Source organism: Bacillus sp. PAMC26543 (assembly GCF_014250375.1).
Lineage (GTDB): Bacteria > Bacillota > Bacilli > Bacillales > Bacillaceae > Bacillus > Bacillus halotolerans.
The window spans coordinates 1,780,430-1,797,675 of sequence record NZ_CP060193.1; the positions used below are offsets into that span (position 1 = coordinate 1,780,430).

The window sequence follows — 17,246 nt, forward strand, 5'->3', positions numbered from 1 at the left end:
GATTTTCTTCTTTTTAAACGGATGCAGGTTCTAAAAAGTGATGGAAATAAAAAAACAACTCCGAACAAAAGTCGGAGTTGTTTTTTTATTTCACCGGCTCTGTAAGAGCGGCTGTTTTTTTATGTTTATGGTGTGTCATCTGAAGTACGACGTTTTGCACTGTCAAGAACAGGCCGCTGGTGAACCAGTACAGCGGAAGGGCCGCAGGTACATTAAGCGAGAAAATCGTCATCATCACAGGGAAGATAAACACCATTAGCTTTGCAGATTGCTGCGCTGCCGGATTTTGCGGGACAGCGGAATATTTCGCACTCAGCTTTTGAGCGACATAGGCTTGGACAAAATACATAATCCCTGCACTGAGGGACACGAGAATATCAGATTGTCCTAAACTGAACCATAGAAACGAGTGCGACGCAATTTCAGGTGTTGAACGAATTGCGTAATAAAACCCAATCATAATCGGAAACTGAATCAGCATTGGAAGACAGCCCATCGCAAGCGGGTTGATATTATGCTCCTGATACAGCTTCATCATTTCCATTTGAAGTTCTTTCTGCTTTTCCGGGTCCTTTGTCTTTTTGATTTTGGCTTGAATGCTGTCTACTTGCGGTTTAATAACTGCCATTTTCTCTTGGAACACACGCTGTTTTTTAAACTGATTGACAAACAAAGGCAGTACCACAACGCGCACAATAACGGTTACAAGAATGATAGACAACCCGTACTCTCCGTGAAACAGTCCGGCAACGCCTTTCAGCAGCGAGGAAAACGGCTCAATTAAATAGTCGTGGAAAAAACCGACGTTACCGAGACCTCCCACCTGATTTGTTGCAGCAAAAGCTGCGTTGCCCGAGCATAATACGATCAAAAAGGCCCCTAAAGCCAAAAGTTTCTGATGTGTTTTTAACAATTTGTTCTCCTCCTTTTTATAAATGCGGTTTATAAAAGAAGGGAACTGACGTCTTCATCATCATTCACAGGTGAATTCATGCGGAAGACTTTACGTATCCAAGTTGTAATGCGATGATATATAATAATAAGAAAGTCTGTTCGGTTTATTCGAAAGACCGTCTGATGTTCATCTGTTCGTTTTGATTTCCACTGCTCGCCGGCACGGCACTCTCGCAAGAGAAAAGCAATCCCGATGGCGGTCAGAGCCGGAAGAATAATTGTGAAAAAATCGACTAAGAATAAAACGTCATTTATCGATTCCACAAACATTGTAATCACATCCATTCAATACCTTCATTTTACTATATGTACAAGCCGTTGTCTAATGAACGGAAAGGAGATATGTTTATGCCGGGGAAGGGCCGAATTATTTTCCATATTGATATGAACAGTTTCTATGCATCGGTGGAAATGGCATATGACCCGGCTCTCCGAGGAAAGCCGGTTGCAGTTGCCGGAAACGTCAAAGAACGCAAAGGCATCGTTGTCACATGCAGCTACGAAGCAAGGGCGCACGGCGTGAAAACAACCATGCCGGTTTGGGAAGCAAAGCGTAACTGTCCTGAGCTCATCGTCCTTCCTCCGAACTTCGACCGCTACAGAAGCTCTTCAAGAGCGATGTTTAGCATCCTCCGTGAATATACAGATTTGGTGGAGCCTGTATCCATCGACGAAGGCTATATGGATATGACGGATACACCATACAGCCGCAATGCCTATGAGACGGCAAAAGAAATACAAAGCAGACTGCAGAAAGAGCTGCTGCTTCCGTCAAGCATCGGAATTGCCCCTAATAAATTTCTCGCTAAAATGGCATCCGATATGAAAAAACCGCTTGGGATCACCATCCTGAGAAAAAGAGAAGTGCCTGATATCCTTTGGCCTCTCCCAGTTGGAGAAATGCATGGCGTAGGTAAAAAGACGGCGGAAAAACTGAACGGGCTCAGTATTGATACGATTGGAGATTTAGCAGCCGCTGACGAACACTCGCTAAAACGGCTGCTCGGCATCAACGGGCCCCGTCTAAAAAATAAAGCGAACGGCATTCACCATGCTCCTGTTGATCCGGAGCGCATTTATGAATTTAAAAGCGTAGGCAATTCATCCACACTTTCTCATGATTCTGCCGATGAGGATGAGCTGTTAGCTGTTTTTCGCAAACTGTCCGCATCAGTTAGCGACCGTTTGCAGCGTAAGGAAGTAATGGCTTCAAAGCTGTTTATTATGATCAGATATGCGGACTGGAAAACCATTACGAGAAGCATCACACTGAAGAATCCGATAGATCAAAAAAACGAAATATATAATGAAGCAGAACATCTCTTCTTTAAGCATTGGAACAAAAACCCCATCAGGCTGCTCGGCATTACCGGAACGGATTTGGTAGAAAAAGAGCAGGCCTATAAGCAGCTCGATTTGTTCAGCTTTACAGAGGATGCGAAGGATGAACCGATTCAGCAGATGATGGAAAAACTGAATGAAAAGTACGGCTCCAAGCTGATCAGAAAAGGTGCAAAGGTTAAAAAAGACGAGAGCAAAACAAGCGGGACAAGCTTTAATAAAGATTTTTTTCAAGATGAAAAGAAAAGCTGAATGTCTTGAAATAAGGGGGTGAAGTATGGTAATTTCAATAGTATAAATATCATTTTATTTTAATGTAAATTTTAAAATGGTTAAACGTTTGCAGAAGGGACGTTAGAATATGTCAAAACAACAAATCGGAGTTATCGGACTTGCGGTAATGGGTAAAAATCTGGCTTTAAATATTGAAAGCCGAGGATTTTCTGTTTCTGTTTACAACAGATCAAGCAGCAAAACCGAGGAATTTTTGCAGGAGGCTAAAGGCAAAAACGTTGTCGGCACCTACAGCATTGAAGAATTTGTTCAATCCTTGGAAACACCGCGCAAAATTTTGTTAATGGTTAAAGCGGGAACTGCTACAGATGCGACAATTCAATCTCTTCTTCCTCACTTAGAGAAGGACGATATTTTAATTGACGGCGGAAATACATATTATAAAGATACACAGCGCCGAAACAAAGAGCTTGCTGAAAGCGGCATTCATTTTATCGGCACAGGCGTTTCAGGCGGAGAAGAAGGAGCGCTTAAAGGGCCTTCTATCATGCCTGGCGGACAAAAAGAAGCTCATGAACTTGTGAAGCCAATTCTTGAAGCAATTTCTGCAAAAGTTGACGGTGAGGCGTGTACGACATATATCGGTCCGGACGGTGCCGGCCATTATGTAAAAATGGTGCACAACGGTATTGAATACGGGGATATGCAGCTGATCTCTGAATCTTATTTCATCCTGAAGCAGGTACTCGGTCTTTCAGCTGATGAGCTTCATGAAGTATTTGCTGAATGGAATAAAGGCGAGCTTGACAGCTATCTGATCGAGATTACTGCTGATATCTTCACGAAAAAAGATGAAGAAACAGGCAAACCGCTTGTTGATGTAATTCTTGATAAAGCGGGTCAAAAAGGAACAGGAAAATGGACAAGCCAAAGTGCACTTGACTTAGGTGTTCCGCTTCCGATTATCACTGAATCTGTATTCGCACGTTTTATTTCAGCGATGAAGGATGAGCGTGTGAAAGCAAGCGGCCTTCTTTCAGGGCCTGAAGTGAAGCCTGTTACAGAAAATAAAGAAGAGCTGATCGAAGCAGTCAGAAAAGCGCTGTTCATGAGCAAAATCTGTTCTTACGCCCAAGGATTTGCCCAAATGAAAGCAGCTTCTGAAGAATACAACTGGGATCTCAATTACGGTGAAATCGCTATGATCTTCCGCGGCGGCTGCATCATCCGCGCGGCATTCCTGCAGAAAATCAAAGAAGCTTACGACCGCGATCCTGAGCTTGATAACCTGCTGCTTGACAGCCACTTCAAGAACATTGCAGAAAGCTACCAAGGAGCGCTTCGCCAAGTGATTTCACTTGCAGTTGCCCAAGGTGTGCCGGTACCTTCATTCTCAAGCGCACTAGCTTATTATGACAGCTATCGCACAGCCGTGCTGCCTGCAAACTTAATCCAAGCGCAGCGTGACTACTTCGGCGCCCATACTTATGAGCGCACAGACAAAGACGGTGTCTTCCATACTGAATGGATGAAATAATGATGTGGAAATCCCGCAGCCTGACAGCTGCGGGATTTTTTTGAAATAGAGTGCCGATGAAAGGATGTATGTTTTGCCTGTAAATGAGTATCTACTTGAAAATTTTCCTGGTTTACGACTTATGCCTCCTTTGTTTTATAACTGGCAGATTGGAATCCGGTTTGAAATAGGTGTAGGGTATAATGTGAACGATGCCTATCTACACGCCCCTTATTTAGATAACGCATATAAGAGAGCTGTCACTTTATTTAAATCTCTACATGCCGAAGATGATGATATATTTGTTATAGCTGATGCTGTTGGTTTGTGAAGGGAGAAGGAGATATAAGAGCAAATTGTATATTTTCTCACGGTACATTCGAGAAAAAGCTGTGTTGAAAAAACTGCAGCACATTGCTGTTCCTTATACTTGTTTTGATGATTATGATGATAAAACGCATAGATTTTTTCTTAGATGCAAAGCTGGTGATATAAGATATATCCCAATGCTGAGAGCAATATGTAATCAAGATATGGGGATAAAACCAAGCATTTCTCAAAAAATTTACTTTATCAATATAAAAAAGAGAACCATTTTTTATCTTTATGATGATCGAGGCTGCGATATTTTAGCTGCTGCAGCTGAAACAATACGGGATATGTATGATACATATAACAGTTGGATATTAGATTACGACAGAGAGAGAATCAATCGTCTTTTTGAGCCGCTTAGAGGCAGAAAGCTTGATACAACATAAATAAAAGGCTGAAAATGCTTTACAAGCACTTTCAGCCTTTTTCTTTATATATTCCACCAATGCAAGCCGTCTTTCGCCAAAAGATCATCTGATTCTTTTGGACCCATAGAACCTGCTTCGTAGTTTGGCGATAGGGTTTTGTTGGCTGCCCATGTTTCAGAAATGGAATCGACAAAGCTCCAAGAAAGGGCAACTTCATCCCAGTGTGCGAAGTTCGTCGCATCGCCGAGAAGACAGTCGTGAATCAATTTTTCATATGCTTCAGGAGTGTTCAGCTCGTCATTGCAATTGCTGCAGTAATCCAGTTTGATTGGCTGCGCGTGTGCTGCTCCTCCGAGTTTTTTAGCGTTTAAGTAAAGTGTAATGCCTTCGTCAGGCTGAATATGAATGACGAGTAAGTTCGGATTCATGTTGTTTTCATTGCCGTAGTACAGGTTCATCGGAATGTCCTTAAATTGAACGACAATTTTTGTAGACTTTTCTTTCATTCGTTTTCCGGTACGGATGTAGAATGGAACACCAGCCCATCTGAAGTTGTCGATCAGAAGCTTTCCAGAAACAAAGGTTTCTGTATTTGAGTCAGGAGCGACGTTATCTTCATCTGTATAAGCAGGGACTGGCAAACCGTCAATTTCACCGGCTTGATATTGTCCGCGCACAAAATACTCATCCACTTCGTCTTTTGCAATAGGGCGGAGGGCTCTAAGCACCTTCACTTTTTCGCTGCGGATTTCTTCTGTGTTCAGTTTAATCGGCGGCTCCATTGCGAGAAGCGCAACCATTTGCATAATATGGTTTTGGACCATGTCGCGAAGGGCGCCTGATTTTTCGTAATATCTAGCACGGTCTTCAACACCAAGTGATTCGCTTGATGTGATTTGGATATTTGAGATGTAGCGGTTTGTCCATAGCGGTTCGAAAATCGCATTGGCAAATCGAATGACCTCAATATTCTGCACCATTTGTTTTCCTAAATAGTGATCGATTCTGTAAATTTGATCTTCTGTAAATGCTTCGCGAATTTCTTGATTTAATGCTTGCGCGCTCGGCAAGTCATGGCCGAACGGCTTTTCAATCACAAGGCGGGACCAGCCTGTAGTTGCTGTAACACCTTCTGATTTTAATGTCTTTGCAATTGTTCCAAAGAATTCTGGGGCCATTGCCAAGTAGAACATTCTGTTGTTCGGAATTTGATATGTATCTTCCAGCTGGTTGAGCAGTACGTTAAGCTCTTGATAAGAACCAGGGTTTGTCACGTCAAACGGGTGGTAATAGAAGTGAGACGTGAAATCATCTAATTGTTTATCAGCAGCTGTGGAAATAGATGTTTTGACGGTTTGGCGAAGATCCTCATTGGACCAAGGCCTTCTTCCGACTCCTACAACTGCAAACTCTTCTCCGATTTGTCCGTTTTTATATAAACGGTGAATGGACGGATAGAGTTTTCGTTTTGCTAAATCTCCCGTTGCACCGAATATGACAATTACTGCTTTTGGTTGTTGGTTTGTTTTCACTAAAAGTACCTCACTTTATTCGAAGCTTTATTTTAGTACCCCGCATATTTCCTTCATTTTAAATCTAAAATTCAACGAAAGCAAACATTTAAGACCTTTTTTTGCAGAATGGCGCGAAAATATTTCTAGAACGAAAGGGTTGCACGAATGAGAGGCGAGATTCACATTTTACGCATGATCCTGTATTCTTGTAGGTAACTAGTTCTAGTAGGAGGAAGGAAATGTGGAATTACTTTTTTTAGGGACGGGAGCCGGAATTCCCGCTAAGTCGAGAAACGTGACGTCGATCGCATTAAAGCTGCTTGAAGAAAGGCGATCTGTATGGCTGTTTGACTGCGGGGAAGCCACACAGCATCAAATTTTACATACATCGATTAAACCTCGAAAAATAGAAAAAATCTTCATTACTCACATGCACGGCGATCATGTATACGGTCTTCCAGGGCTTCTTGGCAGCCGTTCTTTTCAGGGCGGTGAGGACGAGCTGACGGTCTACGGACCGAAAGGCATCAAGGCGTTTATTGAAACAAGTCTTGCCGTCACGAAAACCCACCTAACATATCCGCTTGTGATACAAGAGATTGAAGAGGGAGCCGTATTTGAGGACGACCAGTTTATCGTCACAGCTGTATCCGCGATTCATGGTGTAGAGGCCTTCGGGTACCGCGTACAGGAAAAAGATGTGCCTGGTTCTTTAAAGGCGGCGTTATTAAAGGGAATGAATATTCCGCCTGGACCTGTATATTCGAAAATAAAAAAAGGTGAAATCGTGACGCTTGAAGACGGACGCACCATAAATGGGGAGGATTTTCTGGAGCCTCCTAAAAAGGGAAGAGCTGTCGTGTTTTCCGGGGATACGAGAATGAGCGATAAGATAAAAGAGCTTGCGCAGGACTGTGATGTGCTTGTGCATGAAGCCACCTTTGCTAAGGATGATGTGAAGCTTGCATTTGATTATTTTCACAGTACAACAGAACAAGCAGCTATTACTGCCAAAGAAGCTGGGGCAAAGCAGCTCATTTTAACTCATATCAGCGCGAGATATCAGGGAGAGGCTTCTTTAGAGCTCCAAAAAGAAGCGGCAGCCGTTTTTCCGAACAGCATCACAGCGTATGATTTCTTAGAGGTTCAAGTTCCGAGAGGCTGAGAAAGAGATGGTGTTTGACAATCTGTTGTTAAGCTGTATAATAAAACGTAACCATTACGTTTTATAAGGAGATGTTAACATGAGAGTAAATGTTACTTTGGCTTGCACTGAAACAGGGGACAGAAACTACATCACAACCAAAAATAAACGCACAAATCCTGATCGTTTAGAGCTGAAAAAATACTCACCGCGGTTAAAGAAATATACCCTTCATCGCGAAACAAAATAATAAAACCCCCGGCTGCTGGGACTGACCCCATAAGATGAGACAAATAAAAAACACCTTCAAGTTTGAAAACGGATAGTTGTTATCCGAAATAAGACTTGGAGGTGTTTTTTGTATGGGAACAAGAATGAGTTATCCGATTGAAGTCAAACAGAAGGCTGTAGAAATGAGATTGGCAGGCGTGCCTATGAAAGCGATCATGCAGGAATTGAATATCAGGAATAAGACGCAGGTTCAGACATGGGTTAGATGGCATAAAGCTGGGGATACACATCGATTTGAACAGCCTGTTGGTAAGCAATACACTTACGGAAAAGGTCCGGAGTATTCTTCCGAATTAGAGAAACTACAGGCAGAGAACCGTTATCTGAGACAACAGAATGAAGTTTTAAAAAAGTACAACGAATTGGAAAGGAAGTTGATAGCGAAACGTCAGTCGAACTTGTAGAAGGATTGCACAGCACAATGACCGTACAGAATATCTGTGTTCATTTAGGTATCTCACGAGCGTCTTATTATCGTTGGAAGAAGAACCTGACGAAAGATCAATCCAAGTGCCATTTGGAAAAACAAATCGGCACGTTGTGCCGAGAGCACAAGTATCGATATGGATATCGAAAAATTACAGCTATATTAAAAAAGGAAATGCGTATTAACCATAAAACGGTTCAGCGTATCATGCAGAAAAATCAGTGGCAGTGCCGGGTTAAGGTGAAAAAGCGCAAGAAGAATGGGCAGCCATATGCCGTGGTCGATAACATATTGAATCGGAACTTTCAGTCTGATCGTCCTCTTGAAAAACTAGTAACGGACATCACATATTTGCCTTATGGACAGAAACAATTGTACCTTTCCAGTATATTGGATGTATACAATGGAGAAGTGATTGCTTTCACGATTGGAGATAAGCAGGACACAGACTTTGTCTTAAACACACTTGAGCAACTGCCAACACTGCCTCAGAACTGCGTGTTACATAGTGACCAAGGATCTGTGTATACATCTTATGAGTATCAGAAAGCTGTTAAAACAAAAGGCATTACCATGAGCATGTCCCGCAAAGGGACGCCCGCTGATAATGCCTCCATCGAATCGTTTCATTCCTCACTAAAGTCTGAAACGTTCTATCTTAACAGCATTGATCGAACCACGACCGCCATCGTAGAACGCACTGTCAAAGAATACATTTATTATTATAACAACATTCGTATTCAAACGAAACTAAACAGCCAATCACCGATAAGCTATCGGCAATTGGCTGTATAAAAGTGTTTTGATCCCTGTCTCAAAAACAGGGGTCAGTCCCTGCTTTAGCCGGGGTTTTTGTTTAATTGATTGCCTGGTATATCGGGGCGGCCTGCTTGCAGGCCGCGCACCAAACATCATAAATCGCCAGATGGACGATATGAGGTTCATCATGATGAATGTTATGTGAGCTGTTTTTAGCTTGTATCCAGCCGCTTTGATCGGATAGAGACAAAATGCTGCTATGCAGGTTTCTCCAGTCCTCTTCACCGGAGGCGAATTTCTCAGTGCGTTCACCTGATGACAGTACAATAAGCGGCATGTTCCCTAAATGGACTTGCTGCTGTTTGAACTGCCGCAGACTTTTCGAAAAGTCTGCATGTGTCTCCTCGAGCATCATCTGCTTTCTGTATGCTGTATGCATTTCTTCAGGAATAAATGTAAAGCCGCCATTGCCGTAATCTCCTAAAGCGGGATCAAGGAGCACCATGCCGATAATATCCTGTCGGTTTTTACAGGCCCATAAACTGCTGATAACCGATCCGTATGAATGTGAAACAGCCAGATAAGGCGGTCTTATACCTGCTGCCTTAAGCAAGCTTTCTAATTCTCTCACCTTTTGGTCGGCTGTTCGTTCTGCCTTGCTTTGTCCGCTTTTCCCAATGCCCGCTCTATCATATGTGAATATGCCAAATTCGTCATCAATGTCCGCTGTTAGTGGTTTCCACGTCTCTGAAGAAGTGCCATAGCCGGCTTCAAAGACAATGGTTACACCGCTAAATCCTTTTCGGTGTTTTGTATGAAATTCACAACCGTCAACCGTATAGGTCCTTTCGATCCATGCTGCATTCATTGGAGTCATCTCCTCTAATTGGTTCTACTAGGGAGACGGAGAACGTCAGCTGATCGTTTCTCCAAAAATAAAAAAAGAGATATCCGGCGGCGGAGCCGCGGATATCTCGGATCAAGATTACCAGCCTCTTTCGTATTGAACAGGGGCTTGAATGTCTGTATTCAGCTGTTTTGCAGCAGTTCTTGCAAAGTAAGGATCGCGTAATAGCTCTCTGCCGATAAAGATGAGGTCTGCACGGTTATTTTGAAGAATTTCTTCAGCCATTGAACCATTTGTAATCATCCCGACAGCTCCAGTCGCCATGTCAGCCTGTTCGCGGATTTTCTCGGCGAAGCTGACCTGATAGCCAGGGAATACGTTAATGTCTGCCTGAACAAGGGCACCTGAGCTGCAGTCAATTAAGTCAACGCCCTGCTCCTTCATCCATTTTGCAAAACCGATATGATCAGCGATATCTAAGCCTTTGTCTGTATAGTCAGAAGCCGATACACGGACAAATAAAGGACCGTCCCACACTTGTTTGACTTCATCAATGATTTCTCTTAAGAAACGGTAGCGGTTTTCTGGTGAGCCGCCGTATTCATCTGTGCGATGGTTAGAAAGCGGAGATAAAAATTCATGAATTAAGTAACCGTGTGCTGCATGAATCTCAATCACATCAAAACCTGCTTCTTTTGCACGGGCAGCCGCTTGTTTGAACTCCTGCACGGTTTCTTTCACTTTTTCAGTTGTCATTTCAACCGGCGTGCTTGATTGCTCGTCAAACGCGATCGCAGACGGAGCGAAAATATCTCCTTCAAGCTCTGCTTTACGTCCTGCGTGGGCAAGCTGAATTCCGATTTTTGAGCCTTGCGCTTTTACCTGCTCAGTCAGCTTTGCGAAACCTTCGATATGCTCGTCGCCCCATATCCCTAAATCTTGGTCTGTGATTCGTCCTTGAGGATTAACTGCCGATGCTTCCACAATAATCAATCCGACTTGGCCGACTGCGCGCGTTATGTAGTGAGCCATGTGGAACGGCTGTAATTTTCCGTCCTTTTCGTGAGAAGAGTACATGCACATTGGTGACATCACAATGCGGTTTTTTAACGTTACATCTTTAATTGTAATAGGTGTGAATAATTTTCTGGCCATTTCTTTCGCCTCCCGTAAGGTTTTTAGAGATTGATTATAACAAGTCATTTCTTTCACGTCATATAAACTGCTCAAACGATCCGAATTTGTCAAATATTTCTGTATAATAGACAGGGAATCATTTTATTTTTTAGGATCGAAGCGTTTTTATACATAGGAGGGCTGAAATGATGAATTGGCAGACTAAGGATGATTTGCTTACCCTTTTAACTTCTCTTGTCCAGTACGAAAGTGTCACCGGTTCGAAAGGAGAGGCCGCACTTGCAGAATATCTTTATTATCTTTTAAAGGACAAGCCTTATTTTCAAAATAACCCTGATCATGTAATACTCCATCCGATGGAAGACGGCAGAACGTTTTTGACAGCGCTTGTCAAAAAGAAAGATGTCAAACAGACGGTGCTCTTGCTGAGTCATTTTGACGTCGTGGACATAGAGGACTACGGAGAATTCAAACATATGGCTTGTAAGCCGGCTGAGCTTTTGAACTCCTTTTTAGAGAAAAAAGAGTTGCTTCCTAAACGTGTGAGAACAGACGCGGAAAGCGGCGACTGGCTGTTCGGGAGAGGCACGATGGATATGAAAGCGGGGCTGGCTGTTCAGCTGTCGATGCTTGAGCGGGCAATGAATGGTCATTTTGATGGGAATGTGCTTTTGATTACGGTTCCTGACGAGGAAGTGAACTCAAGGGGAATGATCGAAGCCGTTCCTGCGCTGAAAGAAATGGAGAAAAAATATCATCTTACATACACTGCTTGTTTGAATAGCGAACCGATGTTTGAAAAGTTTCCGGGCGACCAGCAGCAATATGTGTATTCAGGAAGCATCGGCAAGGTTCTCGCAGGGTTTTTCTGCAAAGGGATAGAGACGCATGTCGGAGAGCCGTTTTCCGGTTTAAATGCAAATTTAATGGTTTCTGAGATCAACCGTTTGCTGGAACTGAACGTGAATTACTGCGAAATGGCTGACGGGGAAGTCACCCCGCCGCCGGTAAACTTAATGCAAAAGGACTTGAAAGAGGCATATTCCGTCCAAACACCGCATACGGCCGTTACGTTATTTAATGTACTGACAATGAAGCGCTCCGCGAGTGAGCTGCATAACATGCTGCGGAAAACCGCAGAGCAGGCGGCAGAGAAGATTTCAAACCATATTCAGCAGAAAACACATGATTTCCAGAAGTTTGAGCCATTTCATCCAATTGAACGAACTGTCTCTGTTTTTACATTTGATGAGCTGCTTGCACGTGCGAAACGGCGTGTCGGAAGCTCGGAAACAGAACGGGTGCTGAATTTCACTTATGCAAACAGGGGAGATCTTGGAGACAGGGATTTTTCGACTAGAATTGTATCAGAGCTCGCAGCGCTGTGTAAGGAAGATGCGCCGCTCATCGTTCTCTTTTACAGCCCTCCATTTTATCCGGCAGTGTCATCAAAGAACGATCAGATAATCAAGAATACTGCTGGCAAGCTCATTCAATATGCAGCTGACAGGTACGGCATTGCTTTACGGGAGGTTCAGTATTTCCCAGGACTCTCGGATTTGAGCTATCTTCAGCTGGAAAAACAGGAGGTTGGTGCATACACAAGCAATATGCCGCTCTTTAACAGAGGATATTCACTTCCCAGCAGTAAAGACAAGGCGCTGTATGTCCCGGTATTAAATGTCGGCCCGGCTGGAAAAGACCCGCACAAATGGACAGAAAGACTGTATGTGCCTTATTCCTTTGAGGTGCTTCCCGACTTGCTTTCCTTTACAATCTCTGCATTATTAAAACAATCAGAAGCTGCCAGCCAGCCTTAAGATAAAAGAAGACAGAAAGCGCTTTGCCTTCTGTCTTGTGTTTTTTTCTATAAATGCTTCTTTAAGGCGGCTCCGGCAAATTGCTCTTTGATTTCAGCGCTTCGTTTGGCTGTTTCTTCAATACAATGAATGATCGCTTCTTCAAAGCGGGCTTCCGTTAAAGCGCGAAGGCCTGCCTCTGTTGTTCCCCCTGGGCTCGTAATCTCCCTGCGCAGCTGTGCGGGCTGTTTTCCGCTTTGACGAAGCATGTCTGTTGCGCCTGCCATTGTCTGCAGGATCAATTTTTTAGCCGTTTCCTCCTCTAAACCGACCGTTTGCGCCGCTTTTTCCATCGCTTCGATATAGCGATACAGGTAAGCGGGACCGCTGCCTGCTATCGCGGTAACGGCATCAAGGTGCTGCTCCTCAACCAATGTGGCGTCACCGATTGTTTCTAGCAATGCTGTAGCCGCCGTGATATCGTCTTGGCTTGCTTCAGCGCTTACGGAAAATCCGGTTGCTGATTTTCTGATGGCAGCTGAAGTATTCGGCATCACCCGTATGACAGCAAGCTTTCTGCCGAAATAATGCTGAATGGTTTCGATGGTAAGGCCTGCAAGCACAGAAATGACAAGCTGATCCTTCATGTAAGAACGAATGCTGTCAATGCTCTCTGCCGCATCCTTAGGCTTAAAAGCGAGAACGACGATATCTGTTTGTGTGAAAAACTCGCTCTTATCCCTGCATGGACGCACGCCGTACATTTCCTTTAATTCATTGAGTCTCTCTTCGTTTGACCTGTTTGTGATATAAATATTTTCAGGTTTTGTAATGCCGCTTTGCAAAAAGCCGTTGATCATTGCTTCAGCCATGGACCCGGCGCCGACAAATCCTATCTTTTTCATGGATATCCTCCTTCTATCAGAACAACAAAAAACCTTTTCATCACGTAAAGGACGAAAAGGTTCGCGGTACCACCCTCATTAGCACAACTTGTGCTCAGCTCAAATCCCGTAACGCGGGAAACGTTTAGGTTTTCCTAACCGCGACTTGAGGGCAGGTTCTACAAACAAGCGGGCCGCGATACCTTTCAGCCTGGGGATATCGCTCTCTCTGGCCATTGCCTGTATACTATTCCTCGTCATAGCGTTCCAATGGTTCTCATTTTAGTTGTTGTTCATTATGCAATGGGGGATAAGCTAATGTCAATAGCTTTTTCAAAAAGGGACATTCTCATACGGCAATAATGACACAGGACCGAGAAAAAGCTAAAATATGAGTAATGAATGAAGACAAGGAGCAAAAGAATGACAACTGCAGATATCATTCCGATTCGCGTCCCGACACCGTTTGCCGTCGGTGATGTCATCGTTTACTTAGTAAAAGGTGACGCGCTGACACTGATCGATGCCGGACCGAACACTAAAGAAGCAGCTGAAGTCCTAAAAGAGCAGCTTGCTAGTATACATATAGAAATGTCAGATATTGAGCAGATCGTGCTGACTCACCATCACGCGGATCATGCGGGGTTGCTTGATGTTTTTTCTGATGATATTAAAGTGATTGGACATCCGTTTAACGAACCATATATCAGTAGAGACAAGGCATTTATGGAGTGGCAAAAACATTTTTTTCAAAAGCTGCTGCCTGAGTTAGGCGTTCCATTTGATGATGTGAAAGCAGAAAGGCTCATCCGGTCGGCGTACGCATTTTCCTGTACAAGATCCTTGACCCAAACGGTTACGGAAGGGATGAAAATTGACGGGATGGGTGACTGGACTGTTCTGGAAATGCCCGGACATGCAGAGTCGCATATTGTTCTCTTACATGAAAAGACCGGAAGAATGCTTGGCGGTGATTTGCTGCTGGCGAACAGCTCGTCTAACCCGATTCTTGAAGCGCCAAAAACGGGAGAAAAAAGATCGGAGCCTTTACTGGATTATCAGCGGTCGTTGCGGAGGCTGTCTGAACTTGCCCCGAACACAGTGTTTCCCGGTCATGGCGAGACGATTGGCAATGTACGAGCACTGATCAAGAAGCGGTTTGACAAGCAGAGCAGCCGAACCGAGGATGTGCGTCATATACTGTCGGAAAAACCGCTTACCGCTTTTCAGGTCTGTCAGCAGCTCTTTCCTGCCGTTTATGCAAAAGAGTTGTTTTTAACGATGTCAGAAACGGTTGGGCATCTTGATATATTGGCAGCCGAAGCAGGCATCACGTCATATTGGGATGGAAAAACCGCATACTTTAGAGCAATAGAGAGGTGAACAGGGTGAAAAATATAGCTGGCAAGCGTATTTGGATTACAGGTGCTTCAGGAGGGCTTGGTGAAAGAATCGCTTATTTATGTGCGGCTGAAGGAGCCCATGTTTTGCTGTCGGCAAGACGTGAGGATCGTTTGAAGGAAATCAAAAGAAAAATGACCGAGGAATGGAGCGGACAGTGTGATATTTTCCCTCTGGATGTCTCCCGTCTTGAAGATATCACCCTCGTCCGTGATCAGATCGGTCCGGTTGATGTGCTGATCAATAATGCAGGCTTCGGTATTTTTGAAACGGTTTTAGACTCTACACTTGATGAGATGAAATCAATGTTTGATGTCAATGTTTTCGGTCTGATCGCCTGTACAAAAGCTGTTCTTCCGCATATGCTTGAGCAAAAAAGCGGCCATATCATCAATATTGCCTCTCAAGCAGGGAAAATTGCCACGCCGAAATCCAGCCTTTATTCAGCGACAAAACATGCTGTGCTCGGCTATTCAAACGCTTTGCGTATGGAGCTGGCGGGCACGGGCGTCCATGTGACGACAGTCAATCCAGGACCGATTCAGACTGACTTTTTTTCTATTGCTGACAAAGGCGGAGACTATGCCAAAAATGTCGAACGCTGGATGCTTGACCCAGATGATGTGGCAGCACAAATCGCGTCTGCCATTATGACGAACAAACGTGAAATCAACCTTCCTCGTTTGATGAATGCCGGCACAAAGCTATATCAGCTGTTTCCAGCCCTTGTGGAAAAGCTGGCTGGACGGGTGTTCATGAAAAAATAAGCATGGAACTGCCTGTGTGAGGCGCCTTTTGGTGTGTTTGCAGGCAGTTTTTTATAAACATATACATTTGTTAAAGGAAGGAGAAATGGCTGATGTCGATAAATCAAGAAACTTTGCGTAATCTGATAAAAGATCCATTTATTCAGAAATTGATTGATGCACGACCGGTATTCTGGGCTAATCCCGGCAAGAAAGAGGGGATGGTTCTACAAGCGGCTGAGTGGGAAAGCGAGATAGCCGAGGCGGACAAAAGACTTCGGCGGTTTGCTCCTTATATTGCCGAGGCGTTTCCGGAAACAAAAGCTGCCGAAGGGATGATTGAATCGCCGCTTTTTGAAATACGCCATATGAAAAAGAAGCTGGAGGAAGTGTATGGCGCAACGTTTCCGGGGAGATGGCTTTTAAAGTGCGATCATGAGCTTCCGATTTCGGGATCGATTAAAGCACGCGGCGGTATTTATGAAGTGCTGAAACATGCGGAGGAGCTTGCGCTTCAAGAAGGAATGCTTAAGGAAACAGATGATTACCGCATCTTGCACGAAGAGCGGTTCACTTCATTTTTCTCACGCTATTCCATTGCTGTCGGCTCAACAGGCAATCTTGGTTTAAGCATCGGCATCATTGGCGCCAAACTAGGTTTTCGAGTGACGGTGCATATGTCCTCCGACGCTAAACAGTGGAAGAAGGATTTACTTCGCAAAAAGGGCGTCACCGTAATCGAGTACGAATCAGATTACAGTGAAGCGGTTAAAGAAGGACGGCGGCAGGCGGAACAAGATCCATTCTGTTATTTTATTGATGATGAACATTCCCGCCAGCTGTTCCTAGGATATGCGGTAGCGGCCAGTCGTTTAAAAACACAGCTCAGCTTTATGGATATCGAGCCTGGTCCTGAAACACCGCTGTTTGTGTATTTGCCTTGCGGAGTCGGCGGAGGGCCGGGCGGTGTGGCATTTGGACTGAAGCTATTGTATGGAAACCATGTCCATGTATTTTTCGGGGAGCCTACCCATTCACCGTCTATGCTCTTAGGTCTATATTCCGGCCTGCATGACCAGATCTCTGTGCAGGATATCGGCTTGGATAATGTAACGGCTGCTGACGGGCTTGCCGTAGGGCGTCCGTCAGGATTTGTCGGCAATCTGATAGAACCTTTGCTGAGCGGCTGTTATACAATTGAAGACGAAACGCTGTATACCTTGCTTCATTTGCTGGCTTTATCTGAAAATAAGCATTTAGAGCCGTCTGCGCTTGCCGGCATGTTCGGGCCTGTTCAGCTGTTTTTATCGGAAACCGGGAAACACGACATGTCTGAAAATGATCTGCGTCTCAGCATGAAAAATGCCGTACATGTTGTCTGGGGAACGGGAGGCAGTATGGTTCCGAAAGAAGAAATGGCTGCATATAACCGAATCGGTGCTGACTTGTTAAAAGGTAAATTGAAAAAATAAGCAGACAGTAGGAATGTTTTCCGTTACAATCTTTGTAAGC

The 17,246-nt window shown here is 44.2% G+C and carries 15 protein-coding genes and 1 pseudogene; 10 read left to right on the forward strand and 6 right to left on the reverse strand.

Annotated features, from left to right (window positions below):
• Positions 1-85: 85 nt before the first annotated feature.
• Positions 86-913, reverse strand: coding sequence for a membrane protein insertase YidC (locus H7F27_RS09085; RefSeq protein WP_185848850.1), 828 nt, complete (start codon positions 911-913; stop codon positions 86-88).
• A gap of 29 nt (positions 914-942) precedes the next feature.
• Positions 943-1,230: a membrane protein insertion/folding monitor MifM gene (gene mifM / locus H7F27_RS09090; RefSeq protein WP_081638334.1), complete on the reverse strand. Its 288-nt coding sequence runs from the start codon at positions 1,228-1,230 to the stop codon at positions 943-945.
• 72 nt (positions 1,231-1,302) lie between these two features.
• On the opposite strand from mifM, the gene H7F27_RS09095 reads away from it, so the two are divergent.
• The 3 genes and pseudogenes from H7F27_RS09095 (at position 1,303) to H7F27_RS09105 (ending at position 4,803) form a co-directional block, all read left to right on the forward strand.
• Positions 1,303-2,547: a DNA polymerase IV gene (locus H7F27_RS09095; RefSeq protein ID WP_024121967.1), complete on the forward strand. Its 1,245-nt coding sequence runs from the start codon at positions 1,303-1,305 to the stop codon at positions 2,545-2,547.
• Between the two features lie 109 nt (positions 2,548-2,656).
• On the forward strand, positions 2,657-4,066 hold the full coding sequence (gene gndA, locus H7F27_RS09100) for an NADP-dependent phosphogluconate dehydrogenase (RefSeq protein ID WP_044154734.1): 1,410 nt from the start codon (positions 2,657-2,659) through the stop codon (positions 4,064-4,066).
• A gap of 64 nt (positions 4,067-4,130) precedes the next feature.
• A pseudogene (locus tag H7F27_RS09105) lies at positions 4,131-4,803 on the forward strand (DUF3885 domain-containing protein).
• Positions 4,804-4,847: 44 nt separating this feature from the next.
• Here H7F27_RS09105 and zwf read toward each other — a convergent pair.
• Positions 4,848-6,317, reverse strand: a complete 1,470-nt coding sequence (zwf, locus tag H7F27_RS09110; RefSeq protein ID WP_024121965.1) for a glucose-6-phosphate dehydrogenase — start codon at positions 6,315-6,317, stop codon at positions 4,848-4,850.
• A 223-nt stretch (positions 6,318-6,540) separates the two neighbouring features.
• Here zwf and rnz point away from each other — a divergent pair, with 223 nt between their 5' ends.
• The 3 genes from rnz to H7F27_RS09125 all read left to right on the forward strand — a co-directional run bounded on the left by rnz (position 6,541) and on the right by H7F27_RS09125 (position 8,956).
• On the forward strand, positions 6,541-7,464 hold the full coding sequence (gene rnz / locus H7F27_RS09115) for a ribonuclease Z (RefSeq protein ID WP_101861000.1): 924 nt from the start codon (positions 6,541-6,543) through the stop codon (positions 7,462-7,464).
• Positions 7,465-7,543: 79 nt separating this feature from the next.
• On the forward strand, positions 7,544-7,693 hold the full coding sequence (gene rpmG / locus H7F27_RS09120; protein ID WP_003226511.1) for a 50S ribosomal protein L33: 150 nt from the start codon (positions 7,544-7,546) through the stop codon (positions 7,691-7,693).
• A gap of 112 nt (positions 7,694-7,805) precedes the next feature.
• Positions 7,806-8,956, forward strand: a protein-coding gene (locus tag H7F27_RS09125; protein ID WP_185848851.1) for an IS3 family transposase whose coding sequence is annotated in 2 segments (ribosomal slippage) — positions 7,806-8,079 and positions 8,079-8,956 — 1,152 coding nt in all. Because the reading frame shifts where the segments join, the coding sequence is not laid out codon by codon here.
• A 61-nt stretch (positions 8,957-9,017) separates the two neighbouring features.
• Here H7F27_RS09125 and H7F27_RS09130 read toward each other — a convergent pair.
• Positions 9,018-9,788 (reverse strand): alpha/beta fold hydrolase, encoded by a 771-nt coding sequence (locus H7F27_RS09130; protein WP_185848852.1) that lies wholly within the window; start codon positions 9,786-9,788, stop codon positions 9,018-9,020.
• A 117-nt stretch (positions 9,789-9,905) separates the two neighbouring features.
• Positions 9,906-10,922, reverse strand: a complete 1,017-nt coding sequence (namA, locus tag H7F27_RS09135) for an NADPH dehydrogenase NamA (RefSeq protein ID WP_044154738.1) — start codon at positions 10,920-10,922, stop codon at positions 9,906-9,908.
• A gap of 170 nt (positions 10,923-11,092) precedes the next feature.
• On the opposite strand from namA, the gene H7F27_RS09140 reads away from it, so the two are divergent.
• Positions 11,093-12,724 (forward strand): M20/M25/M40 family metallo-hydrolase, encoded by a 1,632-nt coding sequence (locus H7F27_RS09140; protein ID WP_105955074.1) that lies wholly within the window; start codon positions 11,093-11,095, stop codon positions 12,722-12,724.
• Positions 12,725-12,771: 47 nt separating this feature from the next.
• Here the strand turns inward: H7F27_RS09140 and proC are convergent, their stop codons facing one another.
• Positions 12,772-13,608: a pyrroline-5-carboxylate reductase gene (gene proC / locus H7F27_RS09145; RefSeq protein WP_185848853.1), complete on the reverse strand. Its 837-nt coding sequence runs from the start codon at positions 13,606-13,608 to the stop codon at positions 12,772-12,774.
• A gap of 402 nt (positions 13,609-14,010) precedes the next feature.
• Between proC and H7F27_RS09150 the strand changes: the two genes are divergently transcribed.
• The 3 genes from H7F27_RS09150 (at position 14,011) to dsdA (ending at position 17,206) form a co-directional block, all read left to right on the forward strand.
• Complete coding sequence (locus tag H7F27_RS09150) at positions 14,011-14,970, forward strand: MBL fold metallo-hydrolase (RefSeq protein ID WP_185848854.1); 960 nt, start codon at positions 14,011-14,013, stop codon at positions 14,968-14,970.
• 5 nt (positions 14,971-14,975) lie between these two features.
• Positions 14,976-15,755: an SDR family NAD(P)-dependent oxidoreductase gene (locus H7F27_RS09155; protein ID WP_105954889.1), complete on the forward strand. Its 780-nt coding sequence runs from the start codon at positions 14,976-14,978 to the stop codon at positions 15,753-15,755.
• Between the two features lie 92 nt (positions 15,756-15,847).
• Positions 15,848-17,206: a D-serine ammonia-lyase gene (gene dsdA, locus H7F27_RS09160; RefSeq protein ID WP_185848855.1), complete on the forward strand. Its 1,359-nt coding sequence runs from the start codon at positions 15,848-15,850 to the stop codon at positions 17,204-17,206.
• The last annotated feature ends 40 nt before the right edge of the window (positions 17,207-17,246 follow it).

Bases quoted from the DNA above. Each gene is read 5' to 3' on its own strand.
- H7F27_RS09140 (WP_105955074.1), top strand. From the start codon at position 11,093: ATGAATTGGCAGACTAAGGATGATTTGCTTACCCTTTTAACTTCTCTT.
- namA (WP_044154738.1), bottom strand. From the start codon at position 10,922: ATGGCCAGAAAATTATTCACACCTATTACAATTAAAGATGTAACGTTA.
- proC (WP_185848853.1), bottom strand. From the start codon at position 13,608: ATGAAAAAGATAGGATTTGTCGGCGCCGGGTCCATGGCTGAAGCAATG.
- H7F27_RS09130 (WP_185848852.1), bottom strand. From the start codon at position 9,788: ATGAATGCAGCATGGATCGAAAGGACCTATACGGTTGACGGTTGTGAA.
- H7F27_RS09150 (WP_185848854.1), top strand. From the start codon at position 14,011: ATGACAACTGCAGATATCATTCCGATTCGCGTCCCGACACCGTTTGCC.
- dsdA (WP_185848855.1), top strand. From the start codon at position 15,848: ATGTCGATAAATCAAGAAACTTTGCGTAATCTGATAAAAGATCCATTT.
- gndA (WP_044154734.1), top strand. From the start codon at position 2,657: ATGTCAAAACAACAAATCGGAGTTATCGGACTTGCGGTAATGGGTAAA.
- rpmG (WP_003226511.1), top strand. From the start codon at position 7,544: ATGAGAGTAAATGTTACTTTGGCTTGCACTGAAACAGGGGACAGAAAC.
- H7F27_RS09095 (WP_024121967.1), top strand. From the start codon at position 1,303: ATGCCGGGGAAGGGCCGAATTATTTTCCATATTGATATGAACAGTTTC.